Here is a 16,510-nt window from a genome sequence, read left to right on the forward strand (position 1 = left end):
CCTGCTCAGCCGCCGCGCGCGGCCACGAGCGCGCCCCGGTTGACCTTGGTCGCCGCGCTGCGCGGGATCTCGTCCACGAACTCCACCGTCTTGGGCACCTTGTACGGCGCGAGACGGTCCTTGGCGTAGCGGCGCACCTCCTCGACGGTGAGCGGCCCCGACGCTTCGACGATCGCGTGCACCCGGCGCCCCCACTCCGCATCGCGCAGGCCGACGACCACGACGTCGGCGATCGCGGGATGGTCGATGAGCGCGGCCTCGACCTCGGCGGGGAAGACGTTCGCGCCGCCACTGATGATCATGTCCACCCGCCGGTCCGCCAGGTAGAGATAGCCGTCCGCGTCGAGCCTGCCCATATCGCCCGCGGTGGCGAACCCGTCGGCGGTGGTGCGCAGCCGTGGCGCCTTGCCCAGGTACCGGTAGCCGGTCTGGGCGGGCGTGCGCAGGTAGATCTCGCCGATCTCGCCGACCGGCACGCCGGCTCCGTCGGGGTCGAGGATGCGGACCTCGGTGCCGCGGAAGCCGCGGCCGACGCTGCCCTCGTGCGTCATCCACTCGTCGCCGCGCAACGTGGTGAGCCCGAGTCCCTCGGTCATCCCGTAGGCCATCACGATCCGCTCCGCGCCGACCAGTTTCGCCCACCGGTGCACCAGTGACGGCGGCATCGGGGCTGCGCCCTGCAGCACCCATTCGATGCTGGAGAGGTCCCGGTCGTCGATGCCGGGCAAATCCGCGATGCGCTGGAGCATCGTCGGGGTCGCGGTGAAGGTGGAGATCCGGTAGCGCTCGATCACGTCGACCACCCGCGCCGCGTCGAACTTCTCCATGACGGTCAGGCGGTCGCCGTCGAGCTGGTTGAAGTGCGTGGTGAACCCGTTGGCGTGATACATCGGTGCCAGTACGAGGATTTCCTGCGGTTTCGGGATCGGCATCCACATCTCCGCGAACGCCGCGCCCATGCCGGGGGTGTACAGCGACGGGCGCCGGCTGAGGATGACCTTGGGCGTGCCGGTCGAGCCGCTGCTGCAGATCCCGTTGACCTCGGGGGAGATCGCGTCCGGAAGGTCGGGCACCTCGCGTGCGGCGGTGCCGTCGATCCACGGCAGGTCGGCCGGGCCGAGATAGACCCGTGGTTCGATCACCTCGCGCAGCCTGGCCAGTTCCCACTCCGGCACGTCCCAGCGCACCGGTACCGGCACGGCGCCCAGCTTCCACGCCGCGAACGTGGCGAGCGTGAACTGCGGCAGGTTGCGCAGGCCGAGACCGAGCCGGTCGCCGTGGCCGAGGCCGCGTTCGGCGAGCGCGCCGGCGAGCCGGCTCGAGCGGCGGTGCAGCCAGCTCCAGGTGAACGAAGACTCACTTCCGTCGAGCCCGATGTGGCGCAGCCCGGTCTCGTCCGGGGACTGATCGGCGAGTTGGCGGATCCGGCTGGCCATGCTGATCTCGACACCCACGTCGTTCCCTTTCGCCACAAGGTTTCCCGGCGGAAGCGCGCATCCGATTGGAGTGAACATCTACTTTTCGGAGAAGTCAAGTATTCACAAAACTAGAGTGGTGTTCTACCTTCATAAGGGTTAACGCATCGACCCCAGCTGCAAGGAGGCACTTGGTGGACGAAGGTGCGTTCGACGGCGTACGCGTCGTCGAGTTGGCGCAGTGGGTTTTCGTACCCGTCGCCGGAGCGCTGCTGGCGGACTGGGGCGCGGATGTCGTCCGCATCGAACGCCGCGAGGGCGACCCCTACCGCGGCCTGGCGACACAGGGCATCGGCACCGACGGCGGCGGGATCAACCTCTCGGTGGCGCTGGCCAACCGCGGCAAACGGTGCATCGCACTGGATCTGAGCTGCGAACGCGGCCGCGCGGTGCTGGACGAGTTGCTGGCCACGGCCGATGTCTTCCTCACCAACTTCCGTCCCGGCGCGCTGCACCGGCTCGGGCTCGACGCGGACACGCTGCGCGAGAAGCACCCGCGCCTGGTCTACGCCCGCGGACACGGCTACGGCGTCCGCGGTCCCGACGCCGACCTGCCCGGCTACGACTCCTCGGCGTTCTGGGCGCGCGGCGGGATGGCGCACGTGCTGACCCCGCCCGACCGCGAGGAACCCATCGGCCAGCGGGGCGCGCTGGGCGATCGCAACGGCGCGATGGCACTCGCGTTCGGCATCGCCTCGGCGCTGCTGCACCGCGAGCGCACCGGTCAAGGGTCCACTGTGGACGTTTCGCTGCTGGCGACGGCGATGTGGATGCTGTCCTCGGATCTGCTGGCGGCGCTGCAGGGCGCGCGACCGCGGGCGGCGGCGGGACGGGAGTCCTCGCCCAACCCGCTCGTCGGCAGCTACCGCACCAAGGACGGACGGCACATCCAGCTCGTCTTCCTGCAGGGCGACCGGTACTGGGCCGACTTCTGCGAACTGTTGCAGCGGGCCGACCTCGCCGCCGATCCGCGCTTCACGGACATGGCCGCGCGGCACGAGAACCGGGTGGCCTGCGCCGAAGAACTGTCGGCGGAGTTCGCCAAACGCACGTTCGACGAGTGGAAGGACCTGCTGGCGCGGATCGACGCGCCGTGGGCTCCGGTGCAGGCGGTGGAGGAGCTGCTCGACGATCCGCAGGTGGTGGCCAACGGCTACGTCGGCGAGGTCGACGCCGACGGGCTGTCCTACCGGCTGCCCGCCGTGCCCGTGCAGTTCGACGAGCGGGGGCCGCGGTTGCGCCGCGCGCCCGAACACGGCGAGCACACCGAATCGGTGCTGCTGGAGCTGGGCCATTCCTGGGAACAGATCGCGGAACTGAAGGACGCGGGAGTCGTGCTGTGACGCGCCCGGTGCCGGTGCCCGACGAGCGGTCCCGGCCGTTCTGGGACGCGGCCGCCCGGCACGAGCTCACCGTCGCGCGCTGCTCGGCGTGCCGGCGCTACGCGATCCCGCCGGATCTGAGCTGCCCGCACTGCGGCAGCACCGATCCGGGGTTCGTGTTCGAACCGGTCAGTGGCATCGGCCGGGTGCGCTCCTGGGCGGTGGTGCGCCAGTCGTTCCTGTCCGGTTTCACCGTGCCGTACCTGCTGGTGGACGTCGAACTGCCGGAACAGGCCGAGCTGCGGATGATCGGCAGGTTGCTCGACGGGCCGGACGCGCCCGTGCGGCCGGATTCACCGGTGCGCGTGGCGTTCGAGGACATCGCGCCGGGTATCTCGGTGCCCGCCTTCGCACTGGCGGGTGCGGCATGAGACTGTCCGTCAGCAACAAGGTCGCCATCGCCGGGTACGCGCACAGTCCGGTCCGCAGGCACGCCGACCGGCCGCTGGGCGCGACCACGATCGACACCGCGCGCGCCGCGATCGCCGACGCGGGCCTGGCGCCCGAGCAGGTCGACGGCGTGGTGACGGCGGCGCTGTTCCCGACGGCGGGGGCGCACACCGCCGAGGACGGGGTCAGCACCGTGACCGCGGCCTGGCTGGCCGAGCATCTGGGCACCGAACCGCGTTACGTCGCCGGCTTCCAGGGCATCGGCCAGATTCCCGGCGCGGTCGAGCTGGCGGTCAACGCGATCGCCGCGGGCGCGGCCGATCACGTGCTGCTCTACCGCGCGCTGCACAACCCGCCCGGCCGCTACCACGCCAACCCGATGACCGGGGCCACCGGCGCCCAGCAATGGACCGCGCCTCAGGGGTTCTTCGGCCCGCTGTCGATGATCGCCCTGCCGTACAACGAGTATCTCCAGCGCTACGGTGCCTCGCGCGAGGCGATGGCCGCCGTGCTGGTGGAGGCGCGCAAGAACGGTGCCCGCATCCCGTGGTCGTACTGGTACGGCAAACCCTTGACCGCGCAGCGCTATCTCGCCGAGCCCACGATCGTCGACCCGGTCTGCCGTCTCGACTGCGACATCCCGGTCGAAGGCGTCGCGGCGTTCGTGCTGACCTCGGCGGAACGGGCCAGGGATCTGCCGCACCGCCCGGTGTACGTGTCCGGCTACGCGAAGAGTCTGCCGCACACCAGGCGCCTTCCGCTGCACTGGCCGCTGGAGGACATCATGGGCGCCGGCACCACCATGGCGCAGCGGCTGTGGGCGAGCGCGGGCGTCAAACCGTCCGAAGTGGACCTGCCGCAGCTCTACGACGGTTTCTCGCCGTTCGTGTGGTTCTGGCTGGAAACCCTGGGTTTGTGCCCGGCCGGGGAGGCGCACCGCTTCGTGCAGGACGGCCGGATCGACAGCGACCGGGCCGACGGGCTGCCCGTGCTCTCCGGCGGCGGTGCGCTCGGCAACGGGCGCATGCACGGCATTCCGCAGATGCTCGAATGTTATCTCCAGCTCTCCGGCCGCGCCGGCGAACGGCAGCGGCCGACGGCGGCCATCGGCGTCGCGTGCCAGTCGTCGCCGCACTACGGGGGCGCTGTCGTCTACAGCGCCGAAGCTTTCTGACGAAGGGGTTTCTCGTGACAGCGATCATCTCCCGGCGGTGCTCGTACATCGCGGGCAAATGGGTGGAGGGCGAGCGGACCTTCGCCGTCGAGAACCCGGCCGACGAATCGCACGTGGCCGACGTCTCGGCCGCGCCCGCCGTGGAAATCGAGCGCGCGATCACCGAGGCGCGCCGCACGTTCGACAGCGGCATCTGGTCCGAGCTCACGGCGGGGGAGCGGGCGAGAATCCTGCGTTCCCTGCTCGATCACCTCGAAGCGGGCGGTGACACGCTCGTCGCCACCATGTCCGCCGAGGCGGGCCAGCCCCTGCGGTACGCGCGCGGCACCCAGCTCGTCGGCGGGCTGCGGCTGGCACGCGACACCATCGAGCTGTACCTGTCGATGCCGCACGAGGAACCCAACCCGGTACCCGTCGAGCAACTCGTCGCGAACGGCACCACGCTGAGCGTGCGCCGGTACGAGCCGGTCGGCGTGGTCTCGGCGATCACCCCGTACAACGCGGCGATCATGATGGCGCTGCAGAAGGTGATTCCCGCGCTCATGGCCGGCAACTCGGTGGTACTGCGGCCCAGCCCGCTGACACCACTGTCCTCATTGGCCTTCGGTGAAGCGGCCGAGGCCGCCGGGATCCCGCCGGGTGTGCTCAGCGTCGTGGTCGAGGGCGGCGCCACCGGTGCCGAACTGCTCACCACACACCCGTGCGTGGACATGGTGTCGTTCACCGGATCGACCGCGGTCGGCAGGCGGATCCTCGCGCAGGCGGCGCCGACCGTGAAACACGTGGCACTGGAGCTGGGCGGAAAATCGGCGCAGATCTACCTGCCCGACGCCCTCGACCGGGTCGGCCGGGGCGCGATGGCCGTCGTCGCGATCACGGCCGGGCAGGCGTGCGTGGCCGCCACCCGCGTGCTCGTGCCCGAAGAGCGCAAGGACGAAGCCGTCGCCGCGGTCGCGCAGGCGTATGCCGCGATCAAGGTCGGTGCCCCGGACGACGAATCCGCGCTCATGGGTCCGGTGATCAACGCCGCCGCCCGTGACCGGTGCGAACGCTTTGTGGCACAGGCGAAGGAACACGGCGCGACGGTCGCGTTCGGCGGAAAACGGGCCGAGGGTTTCGACCGCGGCTACTATTTCGAACCGACCGTGCTGGACCTGCCGGACAACGACAACCCGGCGGCCCGGAACGAGATCTTCGGCCCCGTCATCGGGATCCTCGGCTACCGCGACCTCGACGACGCCGTGCGCATCGCCAACGACACCGAGTTCGGCCTGTCCAACCAGGTCTACGGCAACGATGTGGCGGCGGCGACGGCCCTCGCGCGCAGGCTGCGGTCGGGCGCGGTCAACGTCAACACCGGCATGTTCAGCGCCTACGCCCCCGGGGGTGGCTACAAGCAGAGCGGGCTCGGCCGCGAACGCGGCACCGAGGGCATCAGGGCGTTCCAGGAAGTCAAGCATCTGTCCATCGGCGATCCGCGCTGACGCCTGAATCACGAGGAGGAACACATGAATCGCAATCTCGACTGGCTGATCTCGGTGGACGACCACGTCCTGGAACCGCCGAACCTGTGGCTGGACCGCGTTCCGGCCAAGGACCGCGACCGTGCCCCGCACATGGAGGTCGACGACAAGGGCATGGACTTCTGGGTCTATGACGGAAAGCGTTTCCCCAGCTCGGGCCTGTCCGCCGTGGCCGGGAAGTCGAAAGAGGAGTTCAGCCCGGAACCGTTGCCCTACAGTGAAATGCGACCCGGCTGCTACGACGCCCGCGCCCGGGTGGAGGACATGGACCGGGCCGGGATACTGGCGTCACTGTGCTTTCCGACAGTCACCCGTTTCTGCGGCCAGCTGTTCTACGAGGCCAGCGACCGCGAGTTCGGCTTCGTGTGCCTGCAGGCCTACAACGACTGGATGATCGAGGAATGGTGCGGCTCGGCGCCGGGCCGCTACATCCCGCTGATCCTGATTCCGCTGTGGGACCCGCAGCTGGCGGTCAAGGAGATGGAACGCTGCGCGGGCAAGGGCGCGACCACGTTCGCGTTCTCGGAGAACACCGAACCCCTTGGCCTGCCGACGATCCACGACAAGGACCACTACTGGGACCCGGTGCTGGCCGCCGCGAACGACCTGGAGATGGTCGCCTCGATGCACGTCGGCTCGTCCTCGCAGCTGCCGCAGATCGCGAAGGACGCCCCGTTCATGGCGAACCTGACCTGGGGTGCCTCGCGCACGTCCGGCACGATGCTGGCCTGGCTGTTCTCCGGGCTGTTCCAGCGGTTCCCGAAGCTGAAGATCGCGTTGTCGGAGGGCGAGATCGGCTGGATCCCCTACTTCCTGGAGCGCGCCGAGCAGGTGCTGGACAAGCAGCGGCACTGGGTCAAAAAGGGCGCCAGGTTCGCCGACCACGGCGGCAAGGGCGATCTCGACCTGGACACCCTCGACATCCGCGCCACCTTCCGCGAGCACATCTACGGCTGCTTCATCGACGACAAGCACGGCATCGCCAGCATCGGCGAGATCGGTGAGGACAACATCATGTGCGAGACCGACTACCCGCACTCGGACTCGACGTGGCCGAACTGCATCCAGGTCGTCAAGGACCAGATCAGCCGGCTGCCGGAGGAGACCCAGTACAAGATCCTGCGCGGCAACGCCGAGCGGCTCTACCGGTTCACCCCGGCCGAACCTCCCGTGCTCGCCGGGGTCTGACATGGACGGACGGCCCGCCGTGGACAGGGAAGCCTGTCTCGGCACCGGGATGTGCGTGGTCTACGCGCCGAACACCTTCGCACACGATGACGAGAGCAAGGCGGTCGTCGCCGATCCGGCGGGCGATCCGGCCGAGGTGATCAGCACCGCGGTGGAGGCGTGCCCGATGGGCGCGCTCAGCCTTGTGGCGGATGAGACAGGAGCCTGATCGATGCTGCTCGAGAACAAGATCGCCGTGATCACCGGCGCCGGATCGGGCGTGGGCCGGGCGTCCGCGCTGCGCTTCGCCGAGGAGGGCGCGCGTGTGGTGTGCGCCGACATCAGCCTCGACCGGGTGGAGGAAACCGTCGAGCTGATCAAGAAGGCGGCCGGCACCGCCGTCGCGGTCAAGGCGGACGTCTCGGCCGAGGCGGACGTGATCGCGATGCTGGACACGGCGGCCGGCAACTTCGGCAGGCTCGACATCCTCTACAACAACGTGGGCATCCCGACCCCGCGGCTCGGGATGCGGCTGGAGGAGCACACGGTCGAGGACTTCGACCGGCTGACCTCGGTCAACCTGCGCGGCGTGTTCCTCGGCTGCAAGCACGCGGTGCTGCGGTTCAAGCAGCAGGGCGGCGGCGGGGTCATCCTCAACACCGGCTCCGTCGCCGGCCTGGTCGGCTGGGGCGGCACGGTGTACGGCGCCACCAAGGGCGGGGTGCACCAGCTCACCCGCGCGGTCGCGATCGAATGCGCGCCCGAGGGCATCCGCTGCAACGCGATCTGCCCGGCGGGGATGCCCTACACCGGATTCATGGCGGCGGGCGGGATGCCGGCCGCGCCGGAGGTCCTCGAACAGGCGGCCAAGACGACCGGCGAGAACCACCCGCTCGGCCGCCCGATCACGGCCGAGGACTGTGCCGAGGCGGCGGTGTACCTCGTGTCGGACCGCGCCGCGAACGTGACCGGCGTGCTGCTGCCCGTCGACGGCGGATACGTGGCGAGGTGAACCCGCGATGACCGAAGCGCGAGCACTGGACCGCGACCGGATCAAGACGCTGTTCGACCTGCGCAGCAGCTTCAACAGCCGCAGCGGCGGGGACGTCACCGGCGATCCGTATCCGGCGTGGCGGCGGCTGCGGGAGCAGGCGGCCGTGCACGAGGGCACGGTGCACGAGCTGACCGGATATCCCGGCGACTACGTGTTCCAGGGCCTGCCCGAACCGGACCGCCCGCACTTCTCGGCGTTCAGTTACGGGGCGCTGGACACGGTCTACCGCAATCCGCAGGTGTTCTCGTCCTCGTCCGAACCCGTCGATCTGGACGGCGAGCCGGCGGCGACGAACAGCATGCTGTCCATGGGCGGCAGACAGCACCGGCGATATCGCGCGCTGGTGCAGCCGTCGTTCGTGCCCGCCCGCGCCCACTGGTGGATCGACAACTGGATCTCCTCGACGGTGCACGCGCTCATCGACGGCTTCGTCGCGGACGGCCACGCGGAGCTCAACGTGGACTTCTGCGCGGCGATCCCGGTGCTGACCATCACCGGCAGCTTCGGCATCGCCCCGGAACAGGCGCTGGATCTGCGGGCGGCGCTGGACAAACCGCACGAGGTGGTGCGGATGATCCAGCCGATCGTCGCCGCGCGCCGCGAGGAACCGGCCGACGACCTGATCAGCGTGCTGGTGCAGGCGGAACTGACCGACGAGAACGGCGTGACGCACCGGCTGTCCGACGCGGAGGTGAACTCGTTCGCGCTCCTGCTGCTGGCCGCGGGGTCCGGGACCACGTGGAAGCAGATGGGCATCACGCTGACCGCGTTGCTGCAGCGGCCGGAACTGCTGGCGCGGATACGCGAGGACCGCTCGCTGCTCAAACCCGCCACCGAGGAGGCCCTGCGCTGGATGCCGACCGACCCGATGTTCTCCCGCTACGTCACCCGCGACACCGAACTCGAGGGCGTGCCCCTGCCCGAAGGCGCGGTCGTGCACCTGTGTCTGGGCGCGGCGAACCGGGATCCGGCGCGCTGGCAGCGGCCCGACGAGTACGACATCGCGCGCAAGGTGCGGGCGTCGTTCGCGTTCGGCGGCGGGCCGCACATCTGCCTCGGCATGCACGTCGCCCGCGCCGAGATCAGCACCGGCATCGGGGCGCTGCTGGACCGGCTGCCCGGTCTGCGGCTGGATCCCGGCGCCGAACCGCCGCGCTACATCGGCATGTACGAGCGCGGCGTCACGGAGATCCCCGTCCTGTTCGACCGGTGAACGGAGAACCATGAGCGAGCCCGGCTACACCGCGCCCGACCTCGATCTGGTGGGCGAGAAGCACATCCGCCGCTACCGCGAGACCGGTGGCGAGGTGGGCTACGTGTGGAACGGCGTCCCGACGCTGCTGCTGACCACCACCGGCCGCAAGACGGGACAGCGGCGCACGTCCGCCCTGATCTTCGGCACCGACGGGCAGGACCACCTCGTCGTCGCCTCCATGGGCGGTGCGCCGAAACACCCGCAGTGGTACCTCAACCTGACCGCCGATCCCAGCGCCACGATCCAGGTCCGCGACCGTGTCGTCGCCGTCACCGCGCGCACCGCCGAGGGCGCGCAGCGGGAGCGGCTGTGGAAGATCATGACCGCTGTCTGGCCCAACTACGACGTGTACCAGACCCGCACCGACCGGCGGATCCCGCTGGTCGTGCTCTCACCTTCCTGACCCGAGTCCGAGCATCAATGGGGATGCATCATGACCGAGTACACGGCAAAACCCGAACCAAGAACCGTGCCGGAGGAGGACTCCGGCCGGCTCACCGAAGCATCCAGGGGCAGGCTGATCGGCATCCTGGTGACGCTGGTGCTGTTCACCGAAATCGTCCCGCTCCAGATCGCCATGGTCACCATGATCCTGCCGCAGATCGGCCGGTCGTTCCCGGAGTCGGGCAGCAGCACCAGCTGGGCCATCACGATTCTCGGCGTCGCCAGCGGCGCGACCATGGCACTGGTCGGTAAGGCCGCCGACCTCTACGGCAAGAAGCGGCTGCTGCTGGTGTGCAGCGGGCTGTTCGTGCTCGGCTCGCTGACCTGCGCGCTCACCGCGAGCTGGCCGCTGTTCCTGGCCGGCCGCGGCGTCGCGTCGGTCTCGTGGGGGATGGCCGTGGTGAACTACGGCATCATCCGGGATCTGTTCCCGCGCAGGTGGATTCCCATCGCCGTCGGGTTCATCGGAACCGGGCTCGGGGTCGCCTCGATCATCGGCCCGGTGGTGTGCGGCCTGCTGACCGATTCGCTGAGCTGGCGGTCGGTGTTCTGGTTCCTGGTCATCTACATGCTCGTGATGATCCCGGTGCTGGCGTGGGTGGTGCCCGAGTCGGAAGTCCGGGTGCGGCAACGGTTCGACGTGCTCGGCGCGCTGCTGTTCGGCGGCGGCGTCGGCGTCACGCTGATCTACCTCAGCGAGGGCGGCACGTGGGGCTGGACCGCCATGAAATCGCTGGGCTTCCTGCTCGGCGGGCTGTTCCTGCTGGTGCTGTTCGTGCTCTGGGAACGGCGCGTGGACGAGCCGATGATGGAGCTGTCGCTGCTGCGCTCGCCGGTGGTGCTGATCGTGATGGTGGCATCCTTCTTCTTCACCGGCGTGCAGAGCCTGATCGCGGTGCTGACCGCGTATCTGTTCGAGACGCCCAGCGCGAGTGAGCTGCACCACGAGATCGCACAGGGCGTCGCGGCCAAAGCCGGCGCACCGGCGTCCATAATGGAGCGATTCATCACGCTCGACGGCGACGTCGGCTACGCGGCCGGGTATTCGGTGCTCGAACTGGCGCTGCGGATCTCGGTGTGGATCGCCGTGTTCACCATGATCTTCGGCCCGGTCGGCGGATACATCGCCAGGCGGATCGGCGCCCGCATCCCGATGATCGTGGCCGGGGTGTCGGTGTGCGCGGCGTGCGCGCTGTGGATCAACTGGCATTCCACGTGGCAGGAACAGGTTTCGATCGGCCTGCTGCTGGGGCTGGGTTCCGGCTTCTTCTTCGCCGCGTGGCCGAACCTCGTGATGGACGCCGTGCCCGCGAGCAGGCAGGGCGTCAGCACCGGAGTGGTGCAGGTCTTCGGCGGCGTCGGCACGTCGGTGTCCACCGCCCTGCTGGCGTCGGTGCTGGCCTCCTACCCGCTGCGGATGACCATCGCCGCACCGGGCGCGCAGCCGGTGACCACCACGGTGCCGCAGGTCTACACCGACGCCGGGTTCAGCCAGGCCTACCTGCTGCTCGGCGCCCTGCCGTGTGCCGCCGTGATCGTGCTCGCACTGGTCCTGCGCGCGGGCCGGGTGCCGGCGCGCGGCGGCGAACCGCTCGTGTAGCCAACCCGTTTCCCGACAGGAGTCATCGATGCCCGCTGCCAACTGCTTTCCGCCCCGCACGGTCGACGCACTGCTGTCGCCGGAGTGGCTCACCTCGGCGCTCGACCCGGCCTATCCCGGTATCCAGGTCACCGGCGTGACCCCGGGGCCGGTGGTGAGCCGGATGTCCACCAACGCACGGTTCCGCATCGAATGCGCGGGTGGTGTCCCGGAGGGACTGTCGCCGGATCTGTGCGGCAAGGGGTATTTCACCGAACAGGCCTGGCCCGCGCGGCACACCGGACGGTTCGAGGTCTCGTTCTACCGGGATGTCGCCAAACCGACCGGCGTGCGCACTCTGCGCAGCGTCTACGCCGACATCGAACCGGGAACCGGGCACGGTGTGGTGATCACCGAGGACGTCGTCGCGCAGGGTGGCCGGTTTCTCGACGCCACCAGCGAGTACACGCCTTCGCAGGTGGCCGACAGCCTCGGCGAGCTGGCCAAGCTGCACGCCGCGACGTGGGGTGACCCGGGGCTCGCGGCGGCGGACTGGCTCACGCCGAGACTGGAGAAACACGCGGAGTCCCGTGGTTTCAAGGAGATCCACGGCAACTTCACGAGCTGGATCGGTGCGGGCGTGCCCGAGGAGGTCCGCGACGCGGAACGGCTGGTGCGGGCGTACCGGACGTTGTGCGCGCGGATCGCCGAGGATGCCGGGCCGTGGGCGGTGATCCACGGGGACACCCACATCGGGAACCTGTATCTCGACGGCGAGGGGAGGCCGTCGCTGCTGGACTGGCAGCTGGTGCAGCGCGGGCCGTGGTACCTCGACGTCGGGTACCACCTCGCGTCCGCGCTCACCGTCGAGGACCGCCGTGCCTGCGAGAAGGATCTCGTGCGGCACTACCTCGACCGGCTGCGTGCCGCCGGGATCGAGGCACCGCAGGAGAACGAGGCCTGGGAAGGCATCCGCCGCGGTGTCCTGCACGGGTTCTTCCTGTGGGGCATCACCCTGCTGGTCGACCCGAAGATCACCACCGTGCTGCAGACCCGGCTGGGCACCGCCGCCGCCGACCACGACTCCTACGGCGCGGTGGGCGTCTGAGGCGGCTCAGGACACCGCGGTGACCACCCCGGAGGCGATGACGAGCAGCTTCACCGCCAGCGCGAACGCCCGGCGCGGGATGACGGGGGTGAGCCGGACGCCGATCTGGTTGCCCGCGACCGCGGCGACGGCGAGCAGCGGCAGCGCCGGCCACAGCACCGCGCCGGGGACCCGGCCGTTGAGCGCGAGCAGTGCCAGTGAGATGGCGTTGGTGCCGACGAAGTAACCGGCGAAATCGGCGACGAACCGCGCCGGTGTCAGCCCGGCGCGCCCGAGCAGCAACGCCACGGGCGGGCCGTTCAGCGAGATCGACGTCGACAGGTAACCGCCGACGACGCCGACCCCGACGTAGGCCTGCTTGCCGGGGACGGCGGCCCGCTGCTCGCTGCGTAGCAGCAGGTACACGCCGAGTACGGCGATCACGATGCCGGTCACGGTCTTGAGCACGTGCTGGTCCAGATACCCGACGGTGAACGCGCCGGCCGCCGCACCCGGCGCGCTGCCCATCGTCAGCAGCGCGACGGTGCGCCAGTCCACCAGATGCCGGGACAGCAGCAGCACCGCGACCCGGCTGACGAGCGTCGCGACGAGGTTGACGACCACGACCTCGGCGATGCCGAAACCGAGCAGCAGCAAGCACGGCGCAGACAGCAACGAGGTGGCGAAACCGGTGATACCGCCGATGACCGAGGCGAGCAGCACGCCCGCCATCGCGAGAACAAGTGTCGTCATCGGCTGCCGCAGACCTCCGTGGTACCAACGGCCACCGTACCTCCGCGACCGGGCCCGGCCCGGTTACAGGGTGCCGGTGAGCGCCTGCAGGCCGAGGCTGGCCGCCGCCACCGCCACCCACAGCAGCGCGCCGAGCAGCAGCGGCCGGTGCCCGGCCTTGCGCATATCGGAAAAGCGCAGGGACAGACCGATTCCGGCCAGGGCGGTCGTGATCAGGAACGTGCCCGCTGTGGACAGTGGCGCGTGCCAGGAGGCCGGGATCACGCCGAGGGTGTCCAGTGTCGCGGCGGCGAGGAACCCGATCAGGAACAGCGGGACGATCTTGCGCCAGGGCATCGTGCGCAGGTCGAACCGCCCGCCCGCTTCCCGCCGCGCGGCGAGCACGGCGAGCACGATCACGATCGGGATGAGCGTCAGCGTCCGGGTGAGCTTGACGACGATGCCGTAGCTCCCGGCGTCGCCGCCGTAGGCGAAGGACGCCGCCACCACCGACGACGTGTCGTTGATCGCGGTGCCCGACCACAGGCCGAACGAGTGCGGGCTCATCCCCAGCAGATGGCCCAGCGGCGGGAACAGCAGCACCGCGGCGATGTTGAACGTGAAGATCGTGCCGACGGCGTAGGCAATTTCGGCCTGTTTGGGCTTGATGACCGCACTGGTCGCGGCGATCGCGGAGGCGCCGCAGATGCCGGTGCCGACGCCGATCAGCGTCTGCGTGCCACCGCGAACCCCGAGCAGCCGCCCCAGCAGCCACGCCCCGCCGAGTGCGACGGCGAGTGTGCCGAGCATGACCGGCAGCGAACCGCCGCCGACCTCGACGACCTGCCGCAGGGACAGGCCGGTGCCGAGGACCACGATCGACAGCTGCAGCACGGGCTGGGCGGCGATCGCGTAACCGGGACGCCACACCTCGCCGCGCAGGCCCGGGACGAGCGCTCCCGCGACCGCGCCGAGCACGATGCCGAACACCGGCCCGCCGACGACCGGCGCGAACCGGCCCGCGACCGTCGCGACGGCGGCGACCACGACGGCCGCCGCCAGTCCGGGCAGCCGGCGCGCGAGCGCACCGGCGTGGGTGACCTGCGGGCGAATCGCCGTCGCATTCACTACTCGGAACCCCTTCCCCTCAAATGTATGTACCAATAACGTAGGAGATGTACGTACATTTGCCAAGTGATCAACGGGTGAAGGTGGCCATGGGCACATCGGGGCCGGGACCTGGGCTGGGTACTGTCGGTGCCGTGAACGGCCTCGACCGCGAGAGCACGGCGCCACTGTGGCGGCAGCTGCAGGGGCTGCTGCTGCGCCGGATCGAAGGCGGCGAGTTCGCGAACCGGTTTCCCGGTGAGCTCGCGCTGGCCGAGGAGTACGGCGTGAGCAGGCAGACGGTCCGGCAGGCGCTGCGGGAACTGCGGGCCGGGGGCATCCTGGTGGCCGAGCGCGGCAGGCAGCCCCGGGTCGCGCCGCCCGCGGAGATCACCCAGCCGGTCGGCGCGCTCTACAGCCTGTTCGCCGCCGTCGAGGCCGCCGGGCTGAAGCAGTACAGCGTCGTACGTACGCTGGACGTCCGTGCCGACGCCGTGGTCGCCGAGCGGCTGGGGCTGGAGGCGTCCGCGCCGCTGCTGTATCTGGAGCGGCTGCGCCTCGCCGGGGACGAGCCGCTGGCGCTGGACCGCGTCTGGCTGCCGGCCGAACTGGCCGAACCGCTGCTGGACGCGGATTTCCAGCACACCAGCCTTTACGGCGAGCTGTTCCGGCGCGCGGGGCTGCGGCTCGACCACGGCTGCGAGCAGATCCGCGCCGTCATCCCGACCGCGGCCGAACGAGCCCAGCTCCGGTGCGACGAGCAGGCGGCCGCCTTATCCATCAGCAGGCTCGGCACGGCGTCGCGCCGGCCGGTGGAATGGCGCCACACGCTGGTCCGCGGTGACCGGTTCGCGCTCACCGCGGAGTTTTCCGGCCGTGTCGGATACCGCCTGCTCGGTTCGCGCACGGAGTTCGTCACCGCGTAGTCGCGAGAGTCCTCAGTGGACTGTCATTGGCCTTGTGCGCTGCGGAACTGCTGTGCCCACACCGTGTTCTGGCCGGGAAGGCCGTCCGGGCCGGGTTGCACCGTGTGCGGGCAGAACACGCTGTTGAGGATCCACGGTGACGAGTCCGGGCCGAAGTCCTGGCTCATGGCCGCGTCCTGGGTGATCCCGTAGGCGGCCACGGCGCACCGTCCGCTCTGGCGGAAGCGCGTGACCATGTCGGTCAGGAACGTCTGGGTGTCGGCGAACCACGGGCACGAGGTCAAGAAGTCCATCCACTGTGCCTGCGGCACGGGCTTGCGCAGGAAGTCCCGCAGCACCTGCCAGACCGGTGTGGCCGCGGGCAGGTGCCGGCGAGCGGCGTAGGCGGCGGGCACGCGGTCCTTCATGTGCTCGCGGTAGAGCTTGATCAGCGAGAACTCGGTGGCGAGGAACTTCTGGCCGGTGCCGAGCCTCGGCACGACGTAGTCCAGGTAGCGCTGACCGTCCTCCAGCGACGGCACGTGCGGATGGCAGTCGGTGCCCGCCAGCGCCGGCGTGGTCCGGACGAATTCCATCCAGCGCTCGGTCTGCGGCGTACGGCCCTGGGGATCGTTGAGGTCGGTGAGCGCGCCGAGGTAGATCTCCGTGCGGCAGCCGGTACCGCACGTGCGGCCGCGGTAGTCCAGCACGTGCTGCGCGATCTGCTCGTAGAAGGTGTTGATCGCGGCGCTGGTGCGGTCGTCCTTGCCGCATTCGTAGAACGGCTCGTTGCCGACGACCACAATGGACATTGTGCCCATGGTGGCCGCCAGTACGTCGTCCAGCCGCCGCAGCAGCTGGGTCATCGTGTCGCTGCCCGCGCGCGGAAGCCCCTGCGGGTAGTCGAACTTCAGGTTCAGCACGGTGCCGTAACCGGCGTTGGCCGCGGTCAGCAGGCTGGCCAGCTGGGAGGTGTCGTTTCCCTGCCGCAGCGAGTAGAAACCACGCACCCAGCTCGCCCGGACGTACTCCAGTTCGTCGAAACGCAGCGAGTCCAGGTTCTGGTTGAGGTTGGCGGCCAGCACGCCCTCCGGTGGCGGCGCGACGACGTGCGCGGGTGCCGGCGAGGACGAGGACGGGGACGAGGACGAGGAGCCCGTGCCGCACGCCGTGACCGGCGTGGCGGCGAGCATGGCGGACAGCGTGAGCAGGCGTCGGCGCGAGATCATCGGCGCC

The 16,510-nt window shown here is 70.0% G+C and carries 16 protein-coding genes; 12 read left to right on the forward strand and 4 right to left on the reverse strand.

Annotated elements, in window-relative coordinates:
• Positions 1-5: 5 nt before the first annotated feature.
• Positions 6-1,454 carry a class I adenylate-forming enzyme family protein gene (locus HFP15_RS13965; protein ID WP_168515442.1) on the reverse strand — a complete coding sequence of 483 codons (1,449 nt, stop codon included), beginning with the start codon at positions 1,452-1,454 and terminating at the stop codon, positions 6-8.
• 155 nt (positions 1,455-1,609) lie between these two features.
• Here HFP15_RS13965 and HFP15_RS13970 point away from each other — a divergent pair, with 155 nt between their 5' ends.
• Genes HFP15_RS13970 through HFP15_RS14020 form a run of 11 tightly spaced genes read left to right on the forward strand, consistent with a single transcriptional unit; the run spans position 1,610 to position 12,551 of the window.
• The gene (locus tag HFP15_RS13970) at positions 1,610-2,818 is read left to right on the forward strand and encodes a CaiB/BaiF CoA transferase family protein (RefSeq protein ID WP_168515443.1); all 1,209 of its coding nucleotides are present in this window, start codon (positions 1,610-1,612) and stop codon (positions 2,816-2,818) included.
• Complete coding sequence (locus tag HFP15_RS13975) at positions 2,815-3,228, forward strand: Zn-ribbon domain-containing OB-fold protein (RefSeq protein ID WP_210717207.1); 414 nt, start codon at positions 2,815-2,817, stop codon at positions 3,226-3,228. The genes HFP15_RS13970 and HFP15_RS13975 overlap by 4 nt, the downstream gene beginning before the upstream one ends.
• A complete protein-coding gene (locus HFP15_RS13980) occupies positions 3,225-4,421 on the forward strand; it encodes a thiolase family protein (protein WP_168515445.1) in 1,197 nt (398 codons plus the stop codon). The genes HFP15_RS13975 and HFP15_RS13980 overlap by 4 nt, the downstream gene beginning before the upstream one ends.
• A gap of 14 nt (positions 4,422-4,435) precedes the next feature.
• The gene (locus HFP15_RS13985) at positions 4,436-5,905 is read left to right on the forward strand and encodes an aldehyde dehydrogenase family protein (protein WP_168515447.1); all 1,470 of its coding nucleotides are present in this window, start codon (positions 4,436-4,438) and stop codon (positions 5,903-5,905) included.
• Positions 5,906-5,929: 24 nt separating this feature from the next.
• Positions 5,930-7,132, forward strand: coding sequence for an amidohydrolase family protein (locus tag HFP15_RS13990; protein ID WP_168515463.1), 1,203 nt, complete (start codon positions 5,930-5,932; stop codon positions 7,130-7,132).
• Between the two features lies 1 nt (position 7,133).
• A complete protein-coding gene (locus tag HFP15_RS13995) occupies positions 7,134-7,340 on the forward strand; it encodes a ferredoxin (protein WP_168515465.1) in 207 nt (68 codons plus the stop codon).
• A 3-nt stretch (positions 7,341-7,343) separates the two neighbouring features.
• Entirely contained in the window at positions 7,344-8,123 is a 780-nt protein-coding gene (locus tag HFP15_RS14000; protein WP_168515467.1) for an SDR family NAD(P)-dependent oxidoreductase, read from the forward strand.
• Between the two features lie 7 nt (positions 8,124-8,130).
• Positions 8,131-9,378, forward strand: coding sequence for a cytochrome P450 (locus HFP15_RS14005; RefSeq protein WP_168515469.1), 1,248 nt, complete (start codon positions 8,131-8,133; stop codon positions 9,376-9,378).
• A 10-nt stretch (positions 9,379-9,388) separates the two neighbouring features.
• Positions 9,389-9,823 (forward strand): nitroreductase family deazaflavin-dependent oxidoreductase, encoded by a 435-nt coding sequence (locus tag HFP15_RS14010; protein WP_168515471.1) that lies wholly within the window; start codon positions 9,389-9,391, stop codon positions 9,821-9,823.
• Between the two features lie 30 nt (positions 9,824-9,853).
• Positions 9,854-11,464 carry an MFS transporter gene (locus HFP15_RS14015; protein WP_168515473.1) on the forward strand — a complete coding sequence of 537 codons (1,611 nt, stop codon included), beginning with the start codon at positions 9,854-9,856 and terminating at the stop codon, positions 11,462-11,464.
• A 28-nt stretch (positions 11,465-11,492) separates the two neighbouring features.
• Positions 11,493-12,551 carry a phosphotransferase gene (locus HFP15_RS14020; protein ID WP_168515475.1) on the forward strand — a complete coding sequence of 353 codons (1,059 nt, stop codon included), beginning with the start codon at positions 11,493-11,495 and terminating at the stop codon, positions 12,549-12,551.
• A gap of 6 nt (positions 12,552-12,557) precedes the next feature.
• Here HFP15_RS14020 and HFP15_RS14025 read toward each other — a convergent pair whose 3' ends face one another.
• Together HFP15_RS14025 and HFP15_RS14030 are read right to left on the reverse strand one after the other, a co-directional pair.
• Complete coding sequence (locus tag HFP15_RS14025; protein WP_168515477.1) at positions 12,558-13,283, reverse strand: TSUP family transporter; 726 nt, start codon at positions 13,281-13,283, stop codon at positions 12,558-12,560.
• 63 nt (positions 13,284-13,346) lie between these two features.
• Positions 13,347-14,390, reverse strand: coding sequence for a YeiH family protein (locus HFP15_RS14030; protein WP_312871584.1), 1,044 nt, complete (start codon positions 14,388-14,390; stop codon positions 13,347-13,349).
• A gap of 89 nt (positions 14,391-14,479) precedes the next feature.
• On the opposite strand from HFP15_RS14030, the gene HFP15_RS14035 reads away from it, so the two are divergent.
• Positions 14,480-15,295: a GntR family transcriptional regulator gene (locus HFP15_RS14035; RefSeq protein ID WP_168515481.1), complete on the forward strand. Its 816-nt coding sequence runs from the start codon at positions 14,480-14,482 to the stop codon at positions 15,293-15,295.
• 23 nt (positions 15,296-15,318) lie between these two features.
• Here the strand turns inward: HFP15_RS14035 and HFP15_RS14040 are convergent, their stop codons facing one another.
• Complete coding sequence (locus HFP15_RS14040) at positions 15,319-16,503, reverse strand: hypothetical protein (protein WP_210717208.1); 1,185 nt, start codon at positions 16,501-16,503, stop codon at positions 15,319-15,321.
• Between the last annotated feature and the right edge of the window lie 7 nt (positions 16,504-16,510).

This window comes from Amycolatopsis acididurans, from assembly GCF_012328925.1.
In the GTDB taxonomy this organism is placed as follows: domain Bacteria; phylum Actinomycetota; class Actinomycetes; order Mycobacteriales; family Pseudonocardiaceae; genus Amycolatopsis_E; species Amycolatopsis_E acididurans.

What these genes read in the sequence shown, in the direction of transcription:
- HFP15_RS13995 (WP_168515465.1), top strand. Translation starts at nt 7,134, where the DNA reads ATGGACGGACGGCCCGCCGTGGACAGGGAAGCCTGTCTCGGCACCGGG.
- HFP15_RS14000 (WP_168515467.1), top strand. Translation starts at nt 7,344, where the DNA reads ATGCTGCTCGAGAACAAGATCGCCGTGATCACCGGCGCCGGATCGGGC.
- HFP15_RS13980 (WP_168515445.1), top strand. Translation starts at nt 3,225, where the DNA reads ATGAGACTGTCCGTCAGCAACAAGGTCGCCATCGCCGGGTACGCGCAC.
- HFP15_RS14025 (WP_168515477.1), bottom strand. Translation starts at nt 13,283, where the DNA reads ATGACGACACTTGTTCTCGCGATGGCGGGCGTGCTGCTCGCCTCGGTC.
- HFP15_RS14015 (WP_168515473.1), top strand. Translation starts at nt 9,854, where the DNA reads ATGACCGAGTACACGGCAAAACCCGAACCAAGAACCGTGCCGGAGGAG.
- HFP15_RS14010 (WP_168515471.1), top strand. Translation starts at nt 9,389, where the DNA reads ATGAGCGAGCCCGGCTACACCGCGCCCGACCTCGATCTGGTGGGCGAG.
- HFP15_RS14040 (WP_210717208.1), bottom strand. Translation starts at nt 16,503, where the DNA reads ATGATCTCGCGCCGACGCCTGCTCACGCTGTCCGCCATGCTCGCCGCC.
- HFP15_RS14035 (WP_168515481.1), top strand. Translation starts at nt 14,480, where the DNA reads ATGGGCACATCGGGGCCGGGACCTGGGCTGGGTACTGTCGGTGCCGTG.
- HFP15_RS13990 (WP_168515463.1), top strand. Translation starts at nt 5,930, where the DNA reads ATGAATCGCAATCTCGACTGGCTGATCTCGGTGGACGACCACGTCCTG.
- HFP15_RS14020 (WP_168515475.1), top strand. Translation starts at nt 11,493, where the DNA reads ATGCCCGCTGCCAACTGCTTTCCGCCCCGCACGGTCGACGCACTGCTG.
- HFP15_RS14005 (WP_168515469.1), top strand. Translation starts at nt 8,131, where the DNA reads ATGACCGAAGCGCGAGCACTGGACCGCGACCGGATCAAGACGCTGTTC.